This is a genomic window from Dactylosporangium sp. NPDC049140, assembly GCF_040648435.1.
On record NZ_JBEZDS010000021.1, the window covers coordinates 95,630 to 111,120 of the forward strand.

At 71.7% G+C, this 15,491-nt stretch carries 18 protein-coding genes and 1 riboswitch; of the genes, 9 read left to right on the top strand and 9 right to left on the bottom strand.

The window, feature by feature from the left end:
• Positions 1-45 precede the first annotated feature (45 nt).
• Positions 46-163, bottom strand: a riboswitch (TPP riboswitch).
• A gap of 52 nt (positions 164-215) precedes the next feature.
• Positions 216-1,040, top strand: coding sequence for an alpha/beta fold hydrolase (locus AB0B76_RS30100; protein WP_360381813.1), 825 nt, complete (start codon positions 216-218; stop codon positions 1,038-1,040).
• Positions 1,041-1,078: 38 nt separating this feature from the next.
• A complete protein-coding gene (locus tag AB0B76_RS30105) occupies positions 1,079-2,980 on the top strand; it encodes an acyl-CoA dehydrogenase family protein (protein ID WP_360381815.1) in 1,902 nt (633 codons plus the stop codon).
• 884 nt (positions 2,981-3,864) lie between these two features.
• Here the strand turns inward: AB0B76_RS30105 and AB0B76_RS30110 are convergent.
• On the bottom strand, positions 3,865-4,974 hold the full coding sequence (locus tag AB0B76_RS30110) for an NAD(P)/FAD-dependent oxidoreductase (protein WP_360381817.1): 1,110 nt from the start codon (positions 4,972-4,974) through the stop codon (positions 3,865-3,867).
• Between the two features lie 70 nt (positions 4,975-5,044).
• On the opposite strand from AB0B76_RS30110, the gene AB0B76_RS30115 reads away from it, so the two are divergent.
• Complete coding sequence (locus tag AB0B76_RS30115; protein ID WP_360381818.1) at positions 5,045-5,677, top strand: TetR family transcriptional regulator; 633 nt, start codon at positions 5,045-5,047, stop codon at positions 5,675-5,677.
• On the opposite strand, the gene AB0B76_RS30120 is transcribed toward AB0B76_RS30115, so the two are convergent.
• From AB0B76_RS30120 to AB0B76_RS30145, 6 genes are read right to left on the bottom strand one after another with little or no spacing between them, the layout of a single operon-like run.
• Positions 5,660-6,256, bottom strand: a complete 597-nt coding sequence (locus tag AB0B76_RS30120; RefSeq protein ID WP_360381820.1) for a hypothetical protein — start codon at positions 6,254-6,256, stop codon at positions 5,660-5,662. The genes AB0B76_RS30115 and AB0B76_RS30120 overlap by 18 nt on opposite strands.
• A 53-nt stretch (positions 6,257-6,309) precedes the next feature.
• The gene (locus AB0B76_RS30125; RefSeq protein WP_360381821.1) at positions 6,310-7,074 is read right to left on the bottom strand and encodes a hypothetical protein; all 765 of its coding nucleotides are present in this window, start codon (positions 7,072-7,074) and stop codon (positions 6,310-6,312) included.
• The gene (locus AB0B76_RS30130; protein ID WP_360381822.1) at positions 7,064-7,363 is read right to left on the bottom strand and encodes a metalloregulator ArsR/SmtB family transcription factor; all 300 of its coding nucleotides are present in this window, start codon (positions 7,361-7,363) and stop codon (positions 7,064-7,066) included. Before AB0B76_RS30130 ends, AB0B76_RS30125 begins: the two co-directional genes overlap by 11 nt.
• Positions 7,350-8,219: a metal ABC transporter permease gene (locus AB0B76_RS30135; RefSeq protein WP_360381824.1), complete on the bottom strand. Its 870-nt coding sequence runs from the start codon at positions 8,217-8,219 to the stop codon at positions 7,350-7,352. Before AB0B76_RS30135 ends, AB0B76_RS30130 begins: the two co-directional genes overlap by 14 nt.
• Positions 8,219-8,956, bottom strand: a complete 738-nt coding sequence (locus AB0B76_RS30140) for a metal ABC transporter ATP-binding protein (RefSeq protein WP_360381825.1) — start codon at positions 8,954-8,956, stop codon at positions 8,219-8,221. The genes AB0B76_RS30135 and AB0B76_RS30140 overlap by 1 nt, the downstream gene beginning before the upstream one ends.
• 32 nt (positions 8,957-8,988) lie before the next feature.
• The gene (locus AB0B76_RS30145; protein ID WP_360381827.1) at positions 8,989-9,237 is read right to left on the bottom strand and encodes a DUF6703 family protein; all 249 of its coding nucleotides are present in this window, start codon (positions 9,235-9,237) and stop codon (positions 8,989-8,991) included.
• 32 nt (positions 9,238-9,269) lie between these two features.
• On the opposite strand from AB0B76_RS30145, the gene AB0B76_RS30150 reads away from it, so the two are divergent.
• The 3 genes from AB0B76_RS30150 to AB0B76_RS30160 all read left to right on the top strand — a co-directional run bounded on the left by AB0B76_RS30150 (position 9,270) and on the right by AB0B76_RS30160 (position 11,697).
• Positions 9,270-9,590, top strand: coding sequence for an antibiotic biosynthesis monooxygenase (locus AB0B76_RS30150; RefSeq protein ID WP_360381828.1), 321 nt, complete (start codon positions 9,270-9,272; stop codon positions 9,588-9,590).
• Positions 9,591-9,619: 29 nt separating this feature from the next.
• On the top strand, positions 9,620-10,144 hold the full coding sequence (locus tag AB0B76_RS30155) for a hypothetical protein (RefSeq protein ID WP_360381830.1): 525 nt from the start codon (positions 9,620-9,622) through the stop codon (positions 10,142-10,144).
• A gap of 170 nt (positions 10,145-10,314) precedes the next feature.
• Positions 10,315-11,697 (top strand): glycine--tRNA ligase, encoded by a 1,383-nt coding sequence (locus tag AB0B76_RS30160; RefSeq protein WP_360381831.1) that lies wholly within the window; start codon positions 10,315-10,317, stop codon positions 11,695-11,697.
• A gap of 6 nt (positions 11,698-11,703) precedes the next feature.
• Here the strand turns inward: AB0B76_RS30160 and AB0B76_RS30165 are convergent, their stop codons facing one another.
• Positions 11,704-12,171, bottom strand: a complete 468-nt coding sequence (locus tag AB0B76_RS30165; RefSeq protein WP_360381833.1) for an XdhC family protein — start codon at positions 12,169-12,171, stop codon at positions 11,704-11,706.
• 71 nt (positions 12,172-12,242) lie between these two features.
• On the opposite strand from AB0B76_RS30165, the gene AB0B76_RS30170 reads away from it, so the two are divergent.
• The 3 genes from AB0B76_RS30170 to AB0B76_RS30180 are packed head-to-tail and all read left to right on the top strand — an operon-like array spanning position 12,243 to position 14,677.
• The gene (locus AB0B76_RS30170) at positions 12,243-13,238 is read left to right on the top strand and encodes a permease (RefSeq protein ID WP_360381834.1); all 996 of its coding nucleotides are present in this window, start codon (positions 12,243-12,245) and stop codon (positions 13,236-13,238) included.
• Entirely contained in the window at positions 13,235-13,951 is a 717-nt protein-coding gene (locus tag AB0B76_RS30175; RefSeq protein WP_360381835.1) for a TIGR03943 family protein, read from the top strand. The genes AB0B76_RS30170 and AB0B76_RS30175 overlap by 4 nt, the downstream gene beginning before the upstream one ends.
• On the top strand, positions 13,952-14,677 hold the full coding sequence (locus AB0B76_RS30180; RefSeq protein ID WP_360381837.1) for a histidine phosphatase family protein: 726 nt from the start codon (positions 13,952-13,954) through the stop codon (positions 14,675-14,677).
• Here AB0B76_RS30180 and AB0B76_RS30185 read toward each other — a convergent pair.
• Complete coding sequence (locus AB0B76_RS30185) at positions 14,641-15,405, bottom strand: potassium channel family protein (protein WP_360381838.1); 765 nt, start codon at positions 15,403-15,405, stop codon at positions 14,641-14,643. The two genes, AB0B76_RS30180 and AB0B76_RS30185, sit on opposite strands and share 37 nt — an antisense overlap.
• Between the last annotated feature and the right edge of the window lie 86 nt (positions 15,406-15,491).

The following is a 15,491-nucleotide window of genomic DNA, read 5'->3' on the forward strand; positions in this document are numbered from 1 at the left end:
GGAGACGCGACGCCGCACCGCCGGGGTACGGCGGCATGGCGTGCTGGCGTGAGGTGACCGAGCTCCCTGCGCTGGCATTACCCAGATCAGGTTCGAGGGTCTGCGGGGCCGATTTGACGCGGCCGCCGCACTCTCAGCGCTGTGCGCTCCCCTGTCGGATGTGCAGTTGTTTCCCGACGGTAACAGTGAACGTCGTCTGCTCGTAGTCTCGGGTCATGAAAATCACGGCGCGCTCGCTCACGTTCGATGTGTTCGACGGCGGCCCCGAGGACGGCGAGCCGGTGCTGCTGCTGCACGGCTTCCCGCAGCACAGCGGCGAGTGGGCGGACGTCGCCCCGCGGCTGCACGCGGCCGGGCTGCGCACCTACGCCCTCGACCAGCGGGGCACCTCGCCGGGCGCCCGGCCCGCGGAGGTCGAGGCCTACCGGATCACCGAGTGCGCCCTGGACGTGGTCGCCGTCCTCGATGCGCTGGACATCCCGGCGGTACACCTGGTGGGGCACGACTGGGGCGCCATCTGCGCCTGGCACGTGGCGCTGCGGCACGCCTCCCGGGTGCGCACGCTCACCGCGGTTTCGGTGCCGCACCCGCACGCCTCGGCCTACGCGTACGCCAACGATCCGGACCAGAAGGAGCGCTCGGCGTACATCAAGCTCTTCCGGCAGCCCGGGAAGGCCGAGGAGGTGCTGCTGGCCGACGGCGGGCGGCGGCTGCGGTCACTCTTCGCCCCGCTGGCCGACGCCGACGCCTACGTGCGGCCCCTGCTCGAGCCGGGCGCGCTGACCCCGGCGCTGAACTGGTACCGCGCGATGAGCCCCCTCGACCTGGTCGGCCTCGGCCCGGCGACGGTCCCGACCACGTACATGTGGAGCGACGGCGACGTGGCGATCGGCCCGACGGCGGCCCGCGCCTGCGCCTCGTACGTCGCGGGGGACTACCGGTTCGTCCCGCTCGCCGGGATCAGCCACTGGATCCCCGATGAGGCGCCCGCGGAAGTAGCCGCGGCGATTGTCGGCATAGTCAACGCTACTCGCGGGTAATAACCTGGAGGTTCAGGAGCGTCCACCTGGGGGTGTCCATGGTTTCGACGTCGGTGCGCGCGGAACGCGAGGCGCGCAAGGTCATCGAGGAGAACCGCGAGACCGAGTGGAGGAAGCCCAGCTTCGGCAAGGAGCTCTTCCTCGGCCGGCTCCGCCTCGATCTCATCGACCCGCTGCCGGAGCTCGACCCCGCCGCCGAGGCCCGCGGCGTCGAGTTCCGCGAAAAGCTCACCGCCTACGTCGAGACCGTCGACGGGCAGCAGATCGAGCGCGACGCGCGCATCCCCGACGAGGTGCTCCGCTCCCTCGGCGAGCTGGGCGCGTTCGGGATGAAGATCGACCAGAAGTACGGCGGGCTGGGCCTGACGAACCTCGACTACTGCCGCGCGCTCATGCTCGTGGGCTCGGTCAACCCGTCCATCGGCGCGCTGCTGTCGGCGCACCAGTCGATCGGGGTACCGCAGCCGCTCAAACTGGTCGGCAACGACGAGCAGAAGCAGCGGTTCCTGCCGCGGCTGGCCGCCGGCGAGGTCTCGGCCTTCCTGCTCACCGAGCCGGAGGTCGGGTCGTACCCGGCCAACCTGCGCACCGCCGCGGTGCCGACCGAGGACGGCGACTACCTGCTCAACGGCGTGAAGCTGTGGGCCACCAACGGCACCCTGGCCACGCTGTACGTGGTCATGGCGCTGGTCCCGAAGAGCGAGGGGCACAAGGGCGGCATCACCGCGTTCGTGGTCGAGTCCGACGCGCCCGGCGTGACGATCGAGCGCCGCAACGCGTTCATGGGCCTGCGCGGCCTGGAGAACAGCGTGACCCGCTTCCACGACGTACGGGTGCCGGCGGCCAACGTCATCGGCGGCGAGGGCAAGGGCCTGCGCATCGCGCTGAGCACGCTCAACACCGGCCGGCTGTCGCTGCCGGCGATGTGCGTCGGGGCCGGCAAGTGGTGCCTCGGCGTGGCCCGCGAGTGGGCCGCGGAGCGGGTCCAGATGGGCCGCCCGATCGGCACGTACGAGGCGATCGCCAAGAAGATCGCGTTCATCGCCGGCTCCACCTACGGCATGGAGGCCATGCTCGAGGTCTCCTGCCGCCTCGCCGACGACAACCGCAACGACATCCGCATCGAGGCCGCGCTGGTCAAGCTGTACGCCTCGGAGCTGGCCTGGAAGGTCGCCGACGAGCTCGTACAGATCCGCGGCGGCCGCGGCTACGAGACCGCCGACTCCCTGGCCGCCCGCGGCGAGCGGGCCGTGCCGGCCGAGCAGATCCTGCGCGACCTGCGCATCAACCGCATCTTCGAGGGCTCGACCGAGATCATGCACCTGGCCATCGCCCGCGAGGCCGTGGACGCCCACCTCTCCGTGGCCGGCGACATCATCGACCCCGAGGCAGGCTTGGGCCGCAAGGCGAAGGCGGCCGGGAAGGCCGGCGGCTTCTACGCCAAGTGGCTGCCGACCCTGGTCACGGGCAGGGGCCAGCTGCCGGGCGGCTTCGCGGAGTACGGCCCGCTGGCCGTCCACCTGCGCTACGTGGAGCGCGCGTCCCGCCGCCTGGCCCGCGAGACCTTCTACGCGATGGCGCGCTGGCAGGGCAAACTGGAGCACAAGCAGGGCTTCCTGGGCCGCGTGGTCGACATCGGGGCGGAGCTGTTCGCGATGTCGGCGGCGTGCGTGAAGGCGCAGACGGAGCTCGGGGCCCGGCCGGAGGGTCTGGAGCTCGCGGACCTGTTCTGCCGCCAGGCGGCGCTGCGCGCGGACGCGCTCTTCCACGACCTGTGGACCAACGCGGACTCGGTGGAGTTGTCGGCGGCCAAGCGGGTTCTGGCGGGGCGGTACCTGTCGCTGGAGGAGGGCGTCGTGGCGGCGCCGTCGGATGGGCCTACTACGTCTACCTGGTCGCCGGGTCCGTCTGCTGAGCAGGACGTGCGGCGGCGGTTCTGAGTTTTTTTGTGCGGCTCCCGGGCGTTTGTTTGTGCTCGGGGGCCGTTGTTTTCGATATGTCGGGCGCTTCGCGCCGCGACATATCGGATTTTTCGCCTGCCGGGGTGTATGTCGGCTTACCTGGACTTTGGGGCTGTCCAACGACGCTCGGCCGATGGTGGCGGGAGCTTGCGCTCCCGCAACGTGTAAGCGTGGTCGCGGTTCGTTGTTGCGTGCGGTTATTCCTCTAGGCCGCGTTTCACCGGCGGGTTCGTGCGGGTCGTCATTCGGTGGTCCCGGATTTGTGCGCTATATGAAGTGGGGCGGCGGGTTTCTGGAGTGGTTGGGATAATTGTTTTGTGGTGGGGCAGATATCGTTGTTCAGTCGGGCGGAAGTGGCTGCTATGCGGGATCGGACTCGGGCGCGGAATTGGTCGCCTTCTCAAGATGCGTTTCGGTGGGAGCATGCGGAGCGTCGCTACTGGGGGCTTCGGCGGCGGTATGCGGAGAAGCTTCGGCGGGAATATGGCAGCGAGGCGGCTGGGTATGCGAGCTTTGCGCGGCGGGCGGCGGAGGCGAAGGCGAACTGCGAGCGGCGGGCTGCCCTTGCGGCAGGCGGGTCGGCTCCTGTGGTTGAGCAGGCCGAATGCCCGATCCCGCCGGTCCCGCAGGCGGGGCGGGCCAGGTGCACGGTTCCGCCGGTCCTGCCAGTTGGAGAGGCCGAATGCACGGTTCCGCCGGTCCTGCCAGTTGGAGAGGCCGAATGCACGGTTCCGCCGTCCGGGCAAGTCTCAGATCCAGTTTCCGCCGGTTCCGCAGGAGCGGGTCAGCGCCGACAATCACAGCGACCCCGCGTCGGCCGCCTCACGCGACGGAACAATCAACCGTATTCCCCGCCGATCCGACTACGACAAAGCGCCACCCGAAGCCGAAGGGAGCATTCGGTCCGCCATTGCCAGTGAGCGTTCCACGGTGTCGAAGCCGCGCGGGAGCATGACCCGCTCGTACGCGGCGACCGCCTCCAGCAATGGTGCGCTCCGCAGTGAACCGGCAAGCGTTGCCGCGTCCTGCAAGGCGGTGTTCGCGCCCACTCCGCCCGTGGGGGGCATGGTGTGGATCGCGTCGCCCAGCAGGGTCACCGGGCCGGACGGCCATGGGTCCACTCGCTCGCCCGCGCGGAGTGTGATCGGGAAGAACGCGCCCGCGCGGGCGATCAAGGCGCGGATCTCCGGGTGCCAGCCCGCGGTGGCCGTCGCCACCAGGTCCTGCAGGCCCTCGGGCGACAGCGCGTACAGCCGCTCGTCCGGCAGGCCCAGGCGCTCCGGCGTGGCCACCAGCGTGACCATCACGTAGTCCTCCGCGACCGGGGTGCGGAAGTGGACGGTGGCGAAGCCGGCGCCGTACCCGGACCCGTCGGACACCCAGCAGAAGCCGCGGTCGAAGTCCTCCGGCACGACAAGCGATCCGTCGATGGGTGTGCGGCCGTAGATGCAGCGCAGCCCGATGTCGCGTACGCCCGCGTGTGGCAGGAGTTGGCGGCGCACGGCCGAGCCGACGCCGTCGGCGCCGATCAGGAGGTCGCCCTCGTCGCCCTCGATCCGTACGCGGCCCGACGGGGTGATCTCGTAGCCGGTCACCGGGTGGCCGAAGTGTACGACGTCGTCCAGGCCGGTCAGCAGGGCCCGGCGCAGCGTGGTGCGGTCCACGTGCGTGATGTCGTCGGCCGGGATGTCGGGGAACGTCTGCGCGTACACGCGCTCCAGGGCCGGGGTCAGGGTGGCCACCAGGTCGCCGTTGACGCTGCTCGTCGCGCGGACCCGGTCGAGCACGGGCGGTGGCAGGCAGGACCGCAGCGCCGCGTTGCCGTCCGCGTCGACGTGGATGCGGTACCCCTGGCCGCGCGTCTGCGCCGAAGGGTCCCGCTCGTACACGGCGACGTCGAACCCGTCGCGGCGCAGCGCCTGGGCGAGCGTGAGGCCGCCGATCCCGGCGCCGGCGATGAGGATGCGTGTCATGCCCACCAGAATCCATCGGACGTATGAATTTGTCAAACAGATGGATAATTAGCGCACGTATACTCACCCCGTGCCGACGAAGCCCCGCAGGTCACCCGCGCCGCCGGAGCGTCAGCGTGACGCCGAGCGCACCCGGCAGAAGATCCTCGACGCGGCCGCGGCCGAGTTCGGCGCACACGGCTACGCGGGGGCCCGGGTGCGGGCCATCGCCGAGCGCGCGGGCGTCAACCAGCAGCTGGTGTCGTACTACTTCGACGGCAAGGAGGGCCTGTACCAGGCCATGTCGGCGCAGTGGCAGGAGCGGCAGCGGGAGCTTTCGCCGCCGGGGGCGCCGCTGCCGGAGCAGCTGCGGCGGTACGCGCTGGAGGTGCTCCACAACCCCGACGGGGTGCGCATGTTCGCGTGGAGCGGGCTGCAGTACACCGCGCCCCAGGACGATCCCGACCGCGAGCCGCGGGCCCGGATGCTCGGCGGCGGCGTCGATCAGCTGCGGGCGCTGCAGGCGGCCGGGCGGCTGCCCGCGGAGCTGGACCCGGCCTGCCTGCTGGTGATGCTCACGGCCGCGGCGCTGGCGACCACCACGCTGCCGCACGTGATCGAGCCGGTGTGCGGTGCCGACCCCCGCTCACCGGAGTTCGTCGCGCACTACGCGGACCAGGTCGCCGTGCTCACGGAGCTCCTGACCTCAGCGCAGGCCGAGTGAGCGCAGCTCCAGGCGCGCCAGCGCCTCGACGGTGTCGGGGTCGCCGCGGCGCCACTGGGCGGCCACCTCGGGGTCGATGCCCACGAGGCGCTTGAGCGGCTGGGTGGCCAGGGCGCGCAGGGCCAGCAGGTCGCGGCCCGCCGTCGCGGTGCGCAGCCGCGCGGCCGAGGCGGCCCGGCGCACCCACCGGATGCGCAGCGGCAGCCACACGCCGACGACGAGCACGATCGGCAGCACGACGACGACCACGGAGAGGATCCACGCGAGGTTGTTGACGATCTCCTGCTGGTCCCGGCCGGCGTTGGCGAGCGAGTTGGCGGCCTCCGCGGCGTCCTTGAACGGGGCCGCGATCGAGTCGCCGACGCCGGGCACCTTGTTGATCTTGTCGCCGGCCGAGCTGAGGTTCGAGGCCAGCCCGTTGCCGGCGCCCTCGAGCTTCCGGCCGGGCACCGCCAGCTTCTGGATGAGGTCGAACAGGGCCATCCCGACCCGGATCCAGGCGTACACCCAGACGACGACGAGCGCGTCGGTGAGCAACTGCCGGATGGCGGCGGGGGCGCGGTCGGCATAGAGCTTCATGGCTTCAGCGTGGCGCACCGGCCCGCCCGGCGCAGCGCTCGTCAACCCGCGGGCTACTGCAGCGCGTCGTAGAACGAGTCGGGCGCCTGCTCGACCGTCGCCGAGTCGGGGCGGTTGATGGTGATCGTCTTGCTGCCGAAGTCCGCGAACGTCGCCGTCGTCGTCGAGGCGGGGGCGGTGCCCACGGGCGGGGTGTGGGTGACCAGCTCGGTGACGTACCCCTCGGCGTTGACCTTCGCCTCGAAGGGAACGCTCTTGAGCGCCTCGCTCGCGCCCGGGGAGGCGGTCAGCGGGTCCCTGGTCTTGTCGAGGGTGCCGCTGAACGCGCCCGGGCCGGTCCGCGTGACGGTCACGATCTCGTCGCCGATGGAGCCGAGGCCGGTCGGGCTGCCCGTCGCGTCCAGGCCGAGCTTGGACAGCGACTTGACCTTGCCGAGGTCCAGGTGCGCCCAGCGGTCGGTGGTCAGGCCGGTGACCTTGAGGTACAGGTCCGGGCCGACCAGCACCGCCGCGATGTCGATCTTCCGGTCGGTGGTGAGCAGCTCGGCCTGGTAGGCGGTGGCCTTCTGCTTCGGGTCGGCCGCGCCCTCGCCGTGCATGGTGCCGAGGGTGCCGAGGTCGGAGTCGATCGTGAACGACATCGTGGCCTGGTTGGTCTTCGCGACCGCCGCGCGGAACACCGACGCCGGGTCGGTCGCCGCGGGGGCGGCGCTGGCCGGCGCCGCGGAGCCGGGCGATGCCGGTTTGGCGGAGTCGGTACATCCGGTGAGCCCGAGCACCGCCACCAGCGCCACGGCGGCGAGGCGGTCAGCCCTCACGCGCGTGGCTGACGGCGTCGGCGACGATGTGCGCGATGTGCTCATCGATCAGAGCGTAGGCGATCTCGCGACCCCGTCGCGAACCGCGCACGACCCCGGCCCCGCGCAGCACGCGCAGGTGCTGGGACACGAGCGGCTGGGGCGCGCCGAGCGTCTCGACCAGCTCGTGGACGCAGCGCGGCCCGCCGGCGAGCTCGGTGACGATCCGGATGCGCAGCGGGGCGGAGAGCGCCTTGAGCAGCTCCCCGGCGGCCTCGTAGCCGTCGTGCGGGTGCTCAGGCGACGACACTGGCCTCGACCTCTTCGGTCTCGGCGGCGCTGCGGTGGCGGGCCCGGCGGGCGGCCCGCACGGCGGCGACGCCGACGGTCACGCCGAAGAAGCCGGCGATCGCCAGCAGCACGACGGTGGCGCCCGGCCCGGTGTCGATCGCGGTGGACAGCCATACGCCGAGGCCGGAGACGAGCACGCCGATCCCGACGGCGGTCAGCATGGTGGCGCGGAAGCCGCGGGTGACCTGCTGGGCCGTCGCCACCGGCACCACCATGAGCGCGCTGACGAGCAGCAGCCCGACGGCCCGCATGGCGACGGTGACGGTGACCGCGGTGGTGATCGCGAGGATGAGGTTGAGGGTGCGCACCGGCAGGCCGGAGACGCGGGCGTACTCCTCGTCGTGGCAGACCGCGAAGAGCCACGGCCGCAGCAGGATCGCCACCGCGAGCACGGCGACGCCGAGGATCAGCATGACGGTCAGGTCCTGCCGGCTGGTCGTGAGCGGGGAGCCGAAGAGGTACGTCACCAGGCTCCGGCTGCTCTGCTCGTCGGACAGGTTCACCAGGACCACGCCGCCGGAGATGCCGCCGTAGAAGAGCATGGACAGCGCGATGTCGCCGGAGGTGCGGCCGCGCTCCCGGACCAGCTCGATGACCACGGCCCCGGCCGCGGCGGCGAGCACCGCCATGATCACGGGGGACCGGTGCAGCAGCAGGCCGAGCCCGACGCCGGTGAGCGCGACGTGCCCGAGCCCGTCGCCGATCAGCGAGAGCCGGCGCTGCACCAGGTAGGTGCCGATCGCGGGCGCGGACGCGCCGGTGATGAGCGCCCCGAGCAGGGCGCGGACCATGAAGTCGTACGCGAAGATGCTCATCAGGCCGCCGCGACGTGCGGAGGCACCGGGCCGTGGCCGTCGGCGTGCGGGTGCACGTGGTCGTGGTCGGTCGGCGGGGCGCCGTCGTGCACGATCTCGCCGCGATTGACCACGACCGCGCGGGTGATGAGCGGGCGCAGCGGCCCGAGCTCGTGGGCGACGAAGACGACGGTGCCGCCCTGGGTAACGAACCGGCGCAGGCACCCGGCGAACAGCTCCTGGCTGACCGCGTCGACGCCGGCCGTCGGCTCGTCGAGCACCAGCAGCTCGGGGCCGCCGGCCAGCGCGCGGGCGATGAGCACCCGCTGCTGCTGCCCGCCGGAGAGCACCGAGACGGGCTCGCGGGCGCGGTCGGTCAGCCCGACCCCGGCGAGGGCGTCGGCCACGGCGCGGCGGTCGGCGGCGGAGGCGGGGCGCAGGAACCCGCGGCGGGCGAGCCGCCCCTCGGCCACGACCTCCCCGACGGTCGCGGGCACGCCGGAGCCGGCCCCGACGCGCTGCGGGACGTAGCCGATGCGGTGCCAGCCGCGGAAGCGCCGCAGCGGGGTGCCGAAGAGCCGCACCTCGCCGCCGGCCAGCGGGGCCAGCCCCATCGACGCCTTCACGAGGGTGGACTTGCCCGACCCGTTGGCGCCGAGGACGGCGACCACCTCGCCGGCGCGCACCGACAGCGACACCCCGTCGAGCACGGGCCGCCCATCGTAGGCGACGACCGCCCGTTCGACCTGGAGAACCACCCTCCGAGCGTGCCCGATAATGGGAATCGTTGTCAACTTGCCTTGTACGCCACCGCCGCGATCAGCAGCGCCAGGATGAGCACGCGCGGGACCCGCACCGGCGGCGGCGTTACCTTCCACGTCCTGCTCAGCAGCCAGATGAGGCCGGCGGCCAGCACCAGCAGCACCGCGGCCCCCACGATCCCCGGCAGCCACAGCCCGAGGAAGACCAGCGCCGCGGTGGCGAGGAAGGCGCCTGTCTTGTTCATCCGGGAGAGGCGGAAGAGCACACGCTCGGTCATGGGGCTGGGAGTCCTTCCGTATGCTCGGCGGCATGCTCGTGATGACCAGGTTCGTCGTCGAGGAGGACGACGGCTTCGCCGGACGTGCCCACGACGCGCTCGCCGCCCTGGCGGCCTGCCCAGGGTACCTTCGCGGCCGCCTCGGACGTGCGTTCGACGATCCGCGCCACTGGAGCATCGTCACCGAGTGGGCGTCCGTGGGGGCCTACCGGCGCGCGCTGTCCAACTTCGACGTCAAGGTGCACGCCACCCCGCTGTTGGCCCAGGCGCTCGACGAGCCCTCGGCGTTCGAGGTGCTGGCCGAGACCGCCCCGGGGGGCGAGCTCACGGTCACCGCCAGTGACCGGGCCTGAAGCGCGCACGGTTGGATAGGCTGAACGCCATGATGCCGCCGCAGGTCGGCCCGCCACCCCTCTGGGAGCAGCCCGACGAGGTCCCGCCGCCGCCGCGCGGGCCGGGCGTCGTCGCGCCCTTCGCCTCGCCGCCGCGCGACCGTGACCTGCGCGGGCTGTGGTGGGGGCTGGGCATCGGCGGGCTGATCCTCGTGCTGTGCTGCGTCGGCGGCGTGGTCGGCGTCACCATGCTGCTGCCCTACGCGGACTCGATCGGCAAGAGCCAGGTCGCCTCCGTCGTCGAGGACTACCTGACCGCGGTGCGCGACGAGGACTACGCCACCGCGCGGCGCCTGCTCTGCGACGACCAGCAGCGCACCCACTCGCTGGGCTGGTTCGAGGACCACTTCGGCTCGACCCCGGTCACCGACTTCACGGTCGACGCGGACAATGTGACGATCAGCAACACGATCACGGTCCCGGCCCGGGTGCGCGAGCAGACGACCTGGGTGGACCGGCGCTACACGATGGAGCAGGCCGGCACCCGGTACCTGATCTGCGGGGGAGTCGACTGAGCGCACCGCGGCGCGGAGCGCTCGGGCTCGCCCGTTAATCTGGTGCGGCTCGACGCGGCGTAACCGTACCGTCGATGGTGACGTTTGACGGTTTGCCCGGGTACGACCAGTCCGGACATCACACGACCAGCCTTGCCGACAGCCAGTCGCCGTGAGGCCGAGGAGGAACCATGGCCGCAGATCGCATCGATTCCGTCGTCAGCCTCGCGAAGCGCCGCGGCTTTGTCTTCCCGTCGAGCGAGATCTACGGAGGCACGCGCTCGGCCTGGGACTACGGCCCGCTGGGCGTGGAGCTCAAGGAGAACGTGCGCCGGCAGTGGTGGCGCAACATGGTGCAGCAGCGCGACGACATCGTCGGCCTCGACTCCGCCGTGATCCTCGCCCGCGACGTCTGGGTCGCCTCCGGCCACGTCGACGCGTTCGTCGACCCGCTGACCGAGTGCGCCTCGTGCCACAAGCGCTTCCGGGCCGACCACCTCGAGGAGGCCTGGGTCGAGAAGAACGGCCCCGGCAAGCCGTTCGTGCTCGGCGAGATCAACTGCCCGAACTGCGGCAACAAGGGCACCTTCAGCGAGCCGCGGATGTTCAACGGCCTCATGAAGACCTACCTGGGCGCCGTGGAGAACGACGAGGGCCTGCACTACCTGCGCCCCGAGACCGCCCAGGGCATCTTCGTCAACTTCAACAACGTGGCGGGCGCGGCGCGCAAGAAGCCGCCGTTCGGCATCGCGCAGATCGGCAAGAGCTTCCGCAACGAGATCACGCCCGGCAACTTCATCTTCCGCACGCGCGAGTTCGAGCAGATGGAGATGGAGTTCTTCGTCGAGCCGGGCAGCGACGAGCAGTGGCACGAGTACTGGCTGCAGGAGCGCTGGAACTGGTACATCGGCCTGGGCATCTCCGAGGCGAACCTGCGCTTCTTCGAGCACCCGAAGGAGAAGCTCTCGCACTACTCGAAGCGCACGGTCGACATCGAGTACCGCTTCCGCTTCGGCGGCCAGGAGTTCTCCGAGCTCGAGGGCATCGCCAACCGCACCGACTTCGACCTCACCACCCACTCGAAGCACTCCGGCGTCGACCTGTCCTACTTCGACCAGGAGAAGAAGGAGCGGTGGGTGCCGTACGTCATCGAGCCCGCCGCCGGCCTCACCCGCGCGGTGCTGGCGTTCCTGCTCGAGGCCTACGACGAGGACGAGGCGCCGAACACCAGCGGTTCCGTCGACAAGCGCACGGTCATGCGCTTCGACAAGCGGCTCGCCCCGGTGAAGGCGGCCGTGCTGCCGCTGTCGCGCAACGCCGACCTCTCGCCCAAGGCCCGCGACCTCGCCGCCCAGCTGCGCAAGCGCTGGACGGTCGACTTCGACGACGCGCAGGGCATCGGCCGGCGGTACCGCCGCCAGGACGAGATCGGCACGCCGTACTGCCTCACGGTGGACTTCGACACCCTCACCGACAACGCGGTCACCGTGCGCGACCGCGACACGATGAGCCAGGAGCGGGTGTCGATCGACCAGGTCGAGACCTACCTGATCGAGCGCCTCCCGGGCTGCTAGAAGCCGCTAGAAGACGAACCCGCCGGGCCGGTCGTTCCTGTCGGCGACCAGCCCGGCGAGGGTCGCCAGGGCGATCTCGGCCGGGGTCCGGGAGCCGATGTTGAGCCCGATCGGCCGGTGCACGCGCGCGATGTCCGCCGCGGTCACGCCCAGCGCCTGCAGCGCCGCGATGTGCGGGCCCGTGTGCCGCGGGCTGCCCATCACGCCGATCCAGCGGGCCGGCGTCCGCAGCGCGTCGCGCAGCGCCGGGCCGAGCTCGGGCCGGTCGTGGTCGCACACCACCACGTCGGTGTTCGCGTCGATCGCCACCCCCTCGAGGCCGGGGTCCGCGAGGGCCACGCGGTAGCCGAGCGTCGCCGCGAAGTGCAGCAGCTGGGTGGCGACCGGCGAGTCGAAGACCGCTACCACCGCCCGCCCGTCCGGGGCAAGGTCGACCGCCCCGTGGGCCAGTGCGCACGCCTGTGAGTCGAACATGGCCTCACGCTCCGAAGTGTTCGCCGCCGCTTCATGCTGACGGTACCAATCGAAGGGGTAGCCTCCTCGTCGTGACGGTGACCGAGGAGCGGCAGATCGAAGCGCCCCCGCGACGAGGCTGGCGCCCCGGGTCGGTCGAGGTGCTCGCGGTCGTGCTCGTGCTCGTGGTGCTGCTGCGGGCCCCGATCACCCGCTCGCTGGCCACGCCGGCGCTGCAGACCTGGCTGACCGTGTTCGTCTCGGTGCTCACCCAGGCGATCCCGTTCCTCGTCTTCGGCGTCGTGCTCTCCGCGGTCATCGCCGTGTTCGTCCCGCCGTCGTTCTTCGCCAGGGCGCTGCCGTCACATCCCGCGCTGGCGGTACCGACGGCATCGATCGCCGGCGTCGTGCTGCCCGGCTGCGAGTGCGCGTCCGTGCCCGTGGCCGGCGCGCTCGTGCGCCGCGGGGTCACCCCGGCCGCCGCCTTCGCGTTCCTGCTCGCCTCGCCCGCCGTGAACCCCGTCGTGCTGGTCTCCACCGCCGTCGCCTTCCCGGGCCAGCCGCAGATGGTGGTGGGCCGGGCCGTGGCCAGCCTCGTGGTCGCCTGCCTCATGGGCTGGCTGTGGCAGGCGTTCGGCAAGGGCAGCTGGCTGCGGATGCCGTCGCGCGCGCACCTGGACGGGATGGGGAAGTGGCCGGCGTTCTGGGCCTCGGTGCGCCACGACGTGCTGCACGCCGGCGGGTTCCTGGTCATCGGGGCCGCGTCGGCCGCCGTCATCGCCGTCGTGGTGCCCAAGTCCTGGCTGGAGCACGTCGCCGCCAACCCGGTCCTGGCGATCGTGACGCTGGGCCTGCTCGCCGTGCTGCTGTCGATCTGTTCCGAGGCCGACGCGTTCGTGGCCGCGTCGCTTACCCAGTTCTCGCTCACCGCCCGGCTGGCGTTCCTCGTCGTCGGGCCGATGATCGACCTGAAGCTCTTCGCGATGCAGGCCGGCATCTTCGGCCGCCGGTTCGCGGTGCGTTTCGCGCCCGCCACGTTCGTCATGGCGATCCTCGTCTCCGCGATCCTGGGACCGGTGCTGTTGTGAACAAGCAGGCGCAGGCCGTCATCCTGCTGCTCGTCGGCGGGGCCGTGCTGCGGGCCTCGCTGTCCGGGCAGTACCTCAACTACGTCAAGCCGGGCCTGCAGCCGTACCTCGTCACCGCCGGCGCCATCCTCGTGCTCGCGGGCGCGTTCACGCTCTGGTACGAGCTGCGCGGTCACAAGGCCGGCGCCGACGATGACGACGGGCACGGCCACGCCCACGGCGGCCCCAAGGTCGCCTGGCTGCTGCTCGCCCCGGTGCTCGGGCTGCTGCTGTTCGCCCCGCCGGCGCTGGGCTCCTACGCGGCCGGGCGCTCCGGCTCGGCGGTGACCGCCCGCTCGGAGTACGCGCCGCTGCCCGCCGGCGACCCGCTCACCCTGACGATGCTCGACTACGCCTCGCGGGCCGTGTTCGACAAGGGCGTGTCGCTCGGCGAACGCCGCATCCAGCTCACCGGCTTCGCGATGCGCGGGCCGCAGGACCAGTGGCTGCTGGCCCGGATGATGGTCAGCTGCTGCGCGGCCGACGCCCGCCCGGTCAAGGTCGCGCTCGACGGCGAGCTGCCCGAGGGCCTCGCCGACCAGCAGTGGGTGCGCGTGACCGGCAAGTACAGCGGGCGCGAGATCACCGATGACGTCAACGGCGAGGCGATCCCGTTCATCTCGGTGTCGGACGTCACCTTGATCCCGGTGCCGCAAGAGCAGTACGAGTCGTAGATGGACTCCTCCCGCCCAGCCCTGCTGGTCCTCGTCCGCCACGCCGAGTCGGCGCGCAACCAGGCCAAGAAGGGCAGCGTGTACTTCGCCGACGACGCCGCCCGCCAGGTGGTGCGCGGCGTGCCGGACCATCTCATCGAGCTGACCGCCGACGGGCGCAAGCAGGCCGAGCAGACCGGGCACGCCGTCCGGGAGCGCTTCGGCGCCTTCGACTACGTCTTCACGAGCGGGTACGCGCGCACCGAGCAGACCGCCGAGGGCGTGCTGGCCGCGTACAGCACGGCGGAGCGCGCCCGGATGCGGGTCAAGGCCGATCTGTTCATCCGCGAGCGCGACCCCGGCTTCGCCTACGACATGACGACCGCGGAGGCCGAGGCGGCGTTCCCGTGGCTCAACGAGTACTGGCAGACCTTCGGCGGTTTCATGGCGCGCCCGCCCGGCGGGGAGAGCCTCGCCGACGTCGTCGGCCGCGTGCACACGTTCCTCGACGGGCTGCTGCGCGACCATGCCGGCCAGAAGGTCATGATCGTGACCCACGGCGGGACGCTGCGCTGCTTCCGGTTCCTGCTGGAGGGCTGGACCTACGCGCAGGCCCAGAAGTGGCCGCCGGGGCAGTCCCCGGCCAACTGCGGGGTCACCACCTATCGGGACAACGGCGAGCACCTCGAGCTCGCCGACTACAACCGGGTCTACTGGACGGTGGGCTCGGCGGCCGACGGGATCTGAGACCGCAGGTCCGCCACCTCTTCCCGCAGCGCCCGGACCTCGGCGAGCACCTGCGTGATGTCGCTCTTCGTGGCGTCCTGGGTGTTGTCGTCCTTGACCGAGATCCGGTCCACGATCCAGGTGGCAAGCGAGCCCGTCACGAAACCGATGAGCCCGATCCCGCCCATCATGAGCCCGACCGCGACGAGCCGGCCGTCCGTCGTGACCGGGAAGTGGTCGCCGTACCCGACCGTCGTGATCGTCACGCACGCCCACCACACGGCCTCGCTGTAGCTGGTGATGTTCGCGTCCGCGTTGCCGCGCTCGGCGTCGAGCACGGCCAGCGCGGCGACGAAGATGAGCAGGATGCTCGTCGCGCCGACGTACAGCGCCAGGCGCCCGCGCGCCCAGGCCTCCGTGCGCCGGGTCAGCACCAGGACCGCGGTGAACAGCCGCAGGACGCGCAGCGGGCGCAGCACCGGCAGCAGGAGGACCGCCAGGTCGAACAGGTGCCCGCGCACGAACTGGACCCGGCGCACGTGCAGCAGGAACCGGACCGCGTAGTCCGCGACGAACAGTGTCCAGATCGCGATGTTCGCGGCCTCGCAGGCGTCGTGCCAGCCCCGGCCGAGGCCCGGGCGCAGGATCGGCACGGCGTACGCGACCAGGAACACCACCGCCAGCGCGGTGAGCGGCCCCGCGGTGCGCCGCTCCCAGGCGTCGGCGCGCTGGTCACTGCGGATGTCCATGGCCACAGCATGCACCCCGCGCGCCATGTTCCAAGGTCACGGTTCTGTGCCCGGGGGTGCTCCCGGCGGGCCACCCGAATGGCGTA

What these genes read in the sequence shown, in the direction of transcription:
- AB0B76_RS30100 (WP_360381813.1), top strand. Translation starts at nt 216, where the DNA reads ATGAAAATCACGGCGCGCTCGCTCACGTTCGATGTGTTCGACGGCGGC.
- AB0B76_RS30105 (WP_360381815.1), top strand. Translation starts at nt 1,079, where the DNA reads ATGGTTTCGACGTCGGTGCGCGCGGAACGCGAGGCGCGCAAGGTCATC.
- AB0B76_RS30110 (WP_360381817.1), bottom strand. Translation starts at nt 4,974, where the DNA reads ATGACACGCATCCTCATCGCCGGCGCCGGGATCGGCGGCCTCACGCTC.
- AB0B76_RS30120 (WP_360381820.1), bottom strand. Translation starts at nt 6,256, where the DNA reads ATGAAGCTCTATGCCGACCGCGCCCCCGCCGCCATCCGGCAGTTGCTC.
- AB0B76_RS30135 (WP_360381824.1), bottom strand. Translation starts at nt 8,219, where the DNA reads ATGAGCATCTTCGCGTACGACTTCATGGTCCGCGCCCTGCTCGGGGCG.
- AB0B76_RS30145 (WP_360381827.1), bottom strand. Translation starts at nt 9,237, where the DNA reads ATGACCGAGCGTGTGCTCTTCCGCCTCTCCCGGATGAACAAGACAGGC.
- AB0B76_RS30150 (WP_360381828.1), top strand. Translation starts at nt 9,270, where the DNA reads ATGCTCGTGATGACCAGGTTCGTCGTCGAGGAGGACGACGGCTTCGCC.
- AB0B76_RS30155 (WP_360381830.1), top strand. Translation starts at nt 9,620, where the DNA reads ATGATGCCGCCGCAGGTCGGCCCGCCACCCCTCTGGGAGCAGCCCGAC.
- AB0B76_RS30160 (WP_360381831.1), top strand. Translation starts at nt 10,315, where the DNA reads ATGGCCGCAGATCGCATCGATTCCGTCGTCAGCCTCGCGAAGCGCCGC.
- AB0B76_RS30165 (WP_360381833.1), bottom strand. Translation starts at nt 12,171, where the DNA reads ATGTTCGACTCACAGGCGTGCGCACTGGCCCACGGGGCGGTCGACCTT.
- AB0B76_RS30180 (WP_360381837.1), top strand. Translation starts at nt 13,952, where the DNA reads ATGGACTCCTCCCGCCCAGCCCTGCTGGTCCTCGTCCGCCACGCCGAG.
- AB0B76_RS30185 (WP_360381838.1), bottom strand. Translation starts at nt 15,405, where the DNA reads ATGGACATCCGCAGTGACCAGCGCGCCGACGCCTGGGAGCGGCGCACC.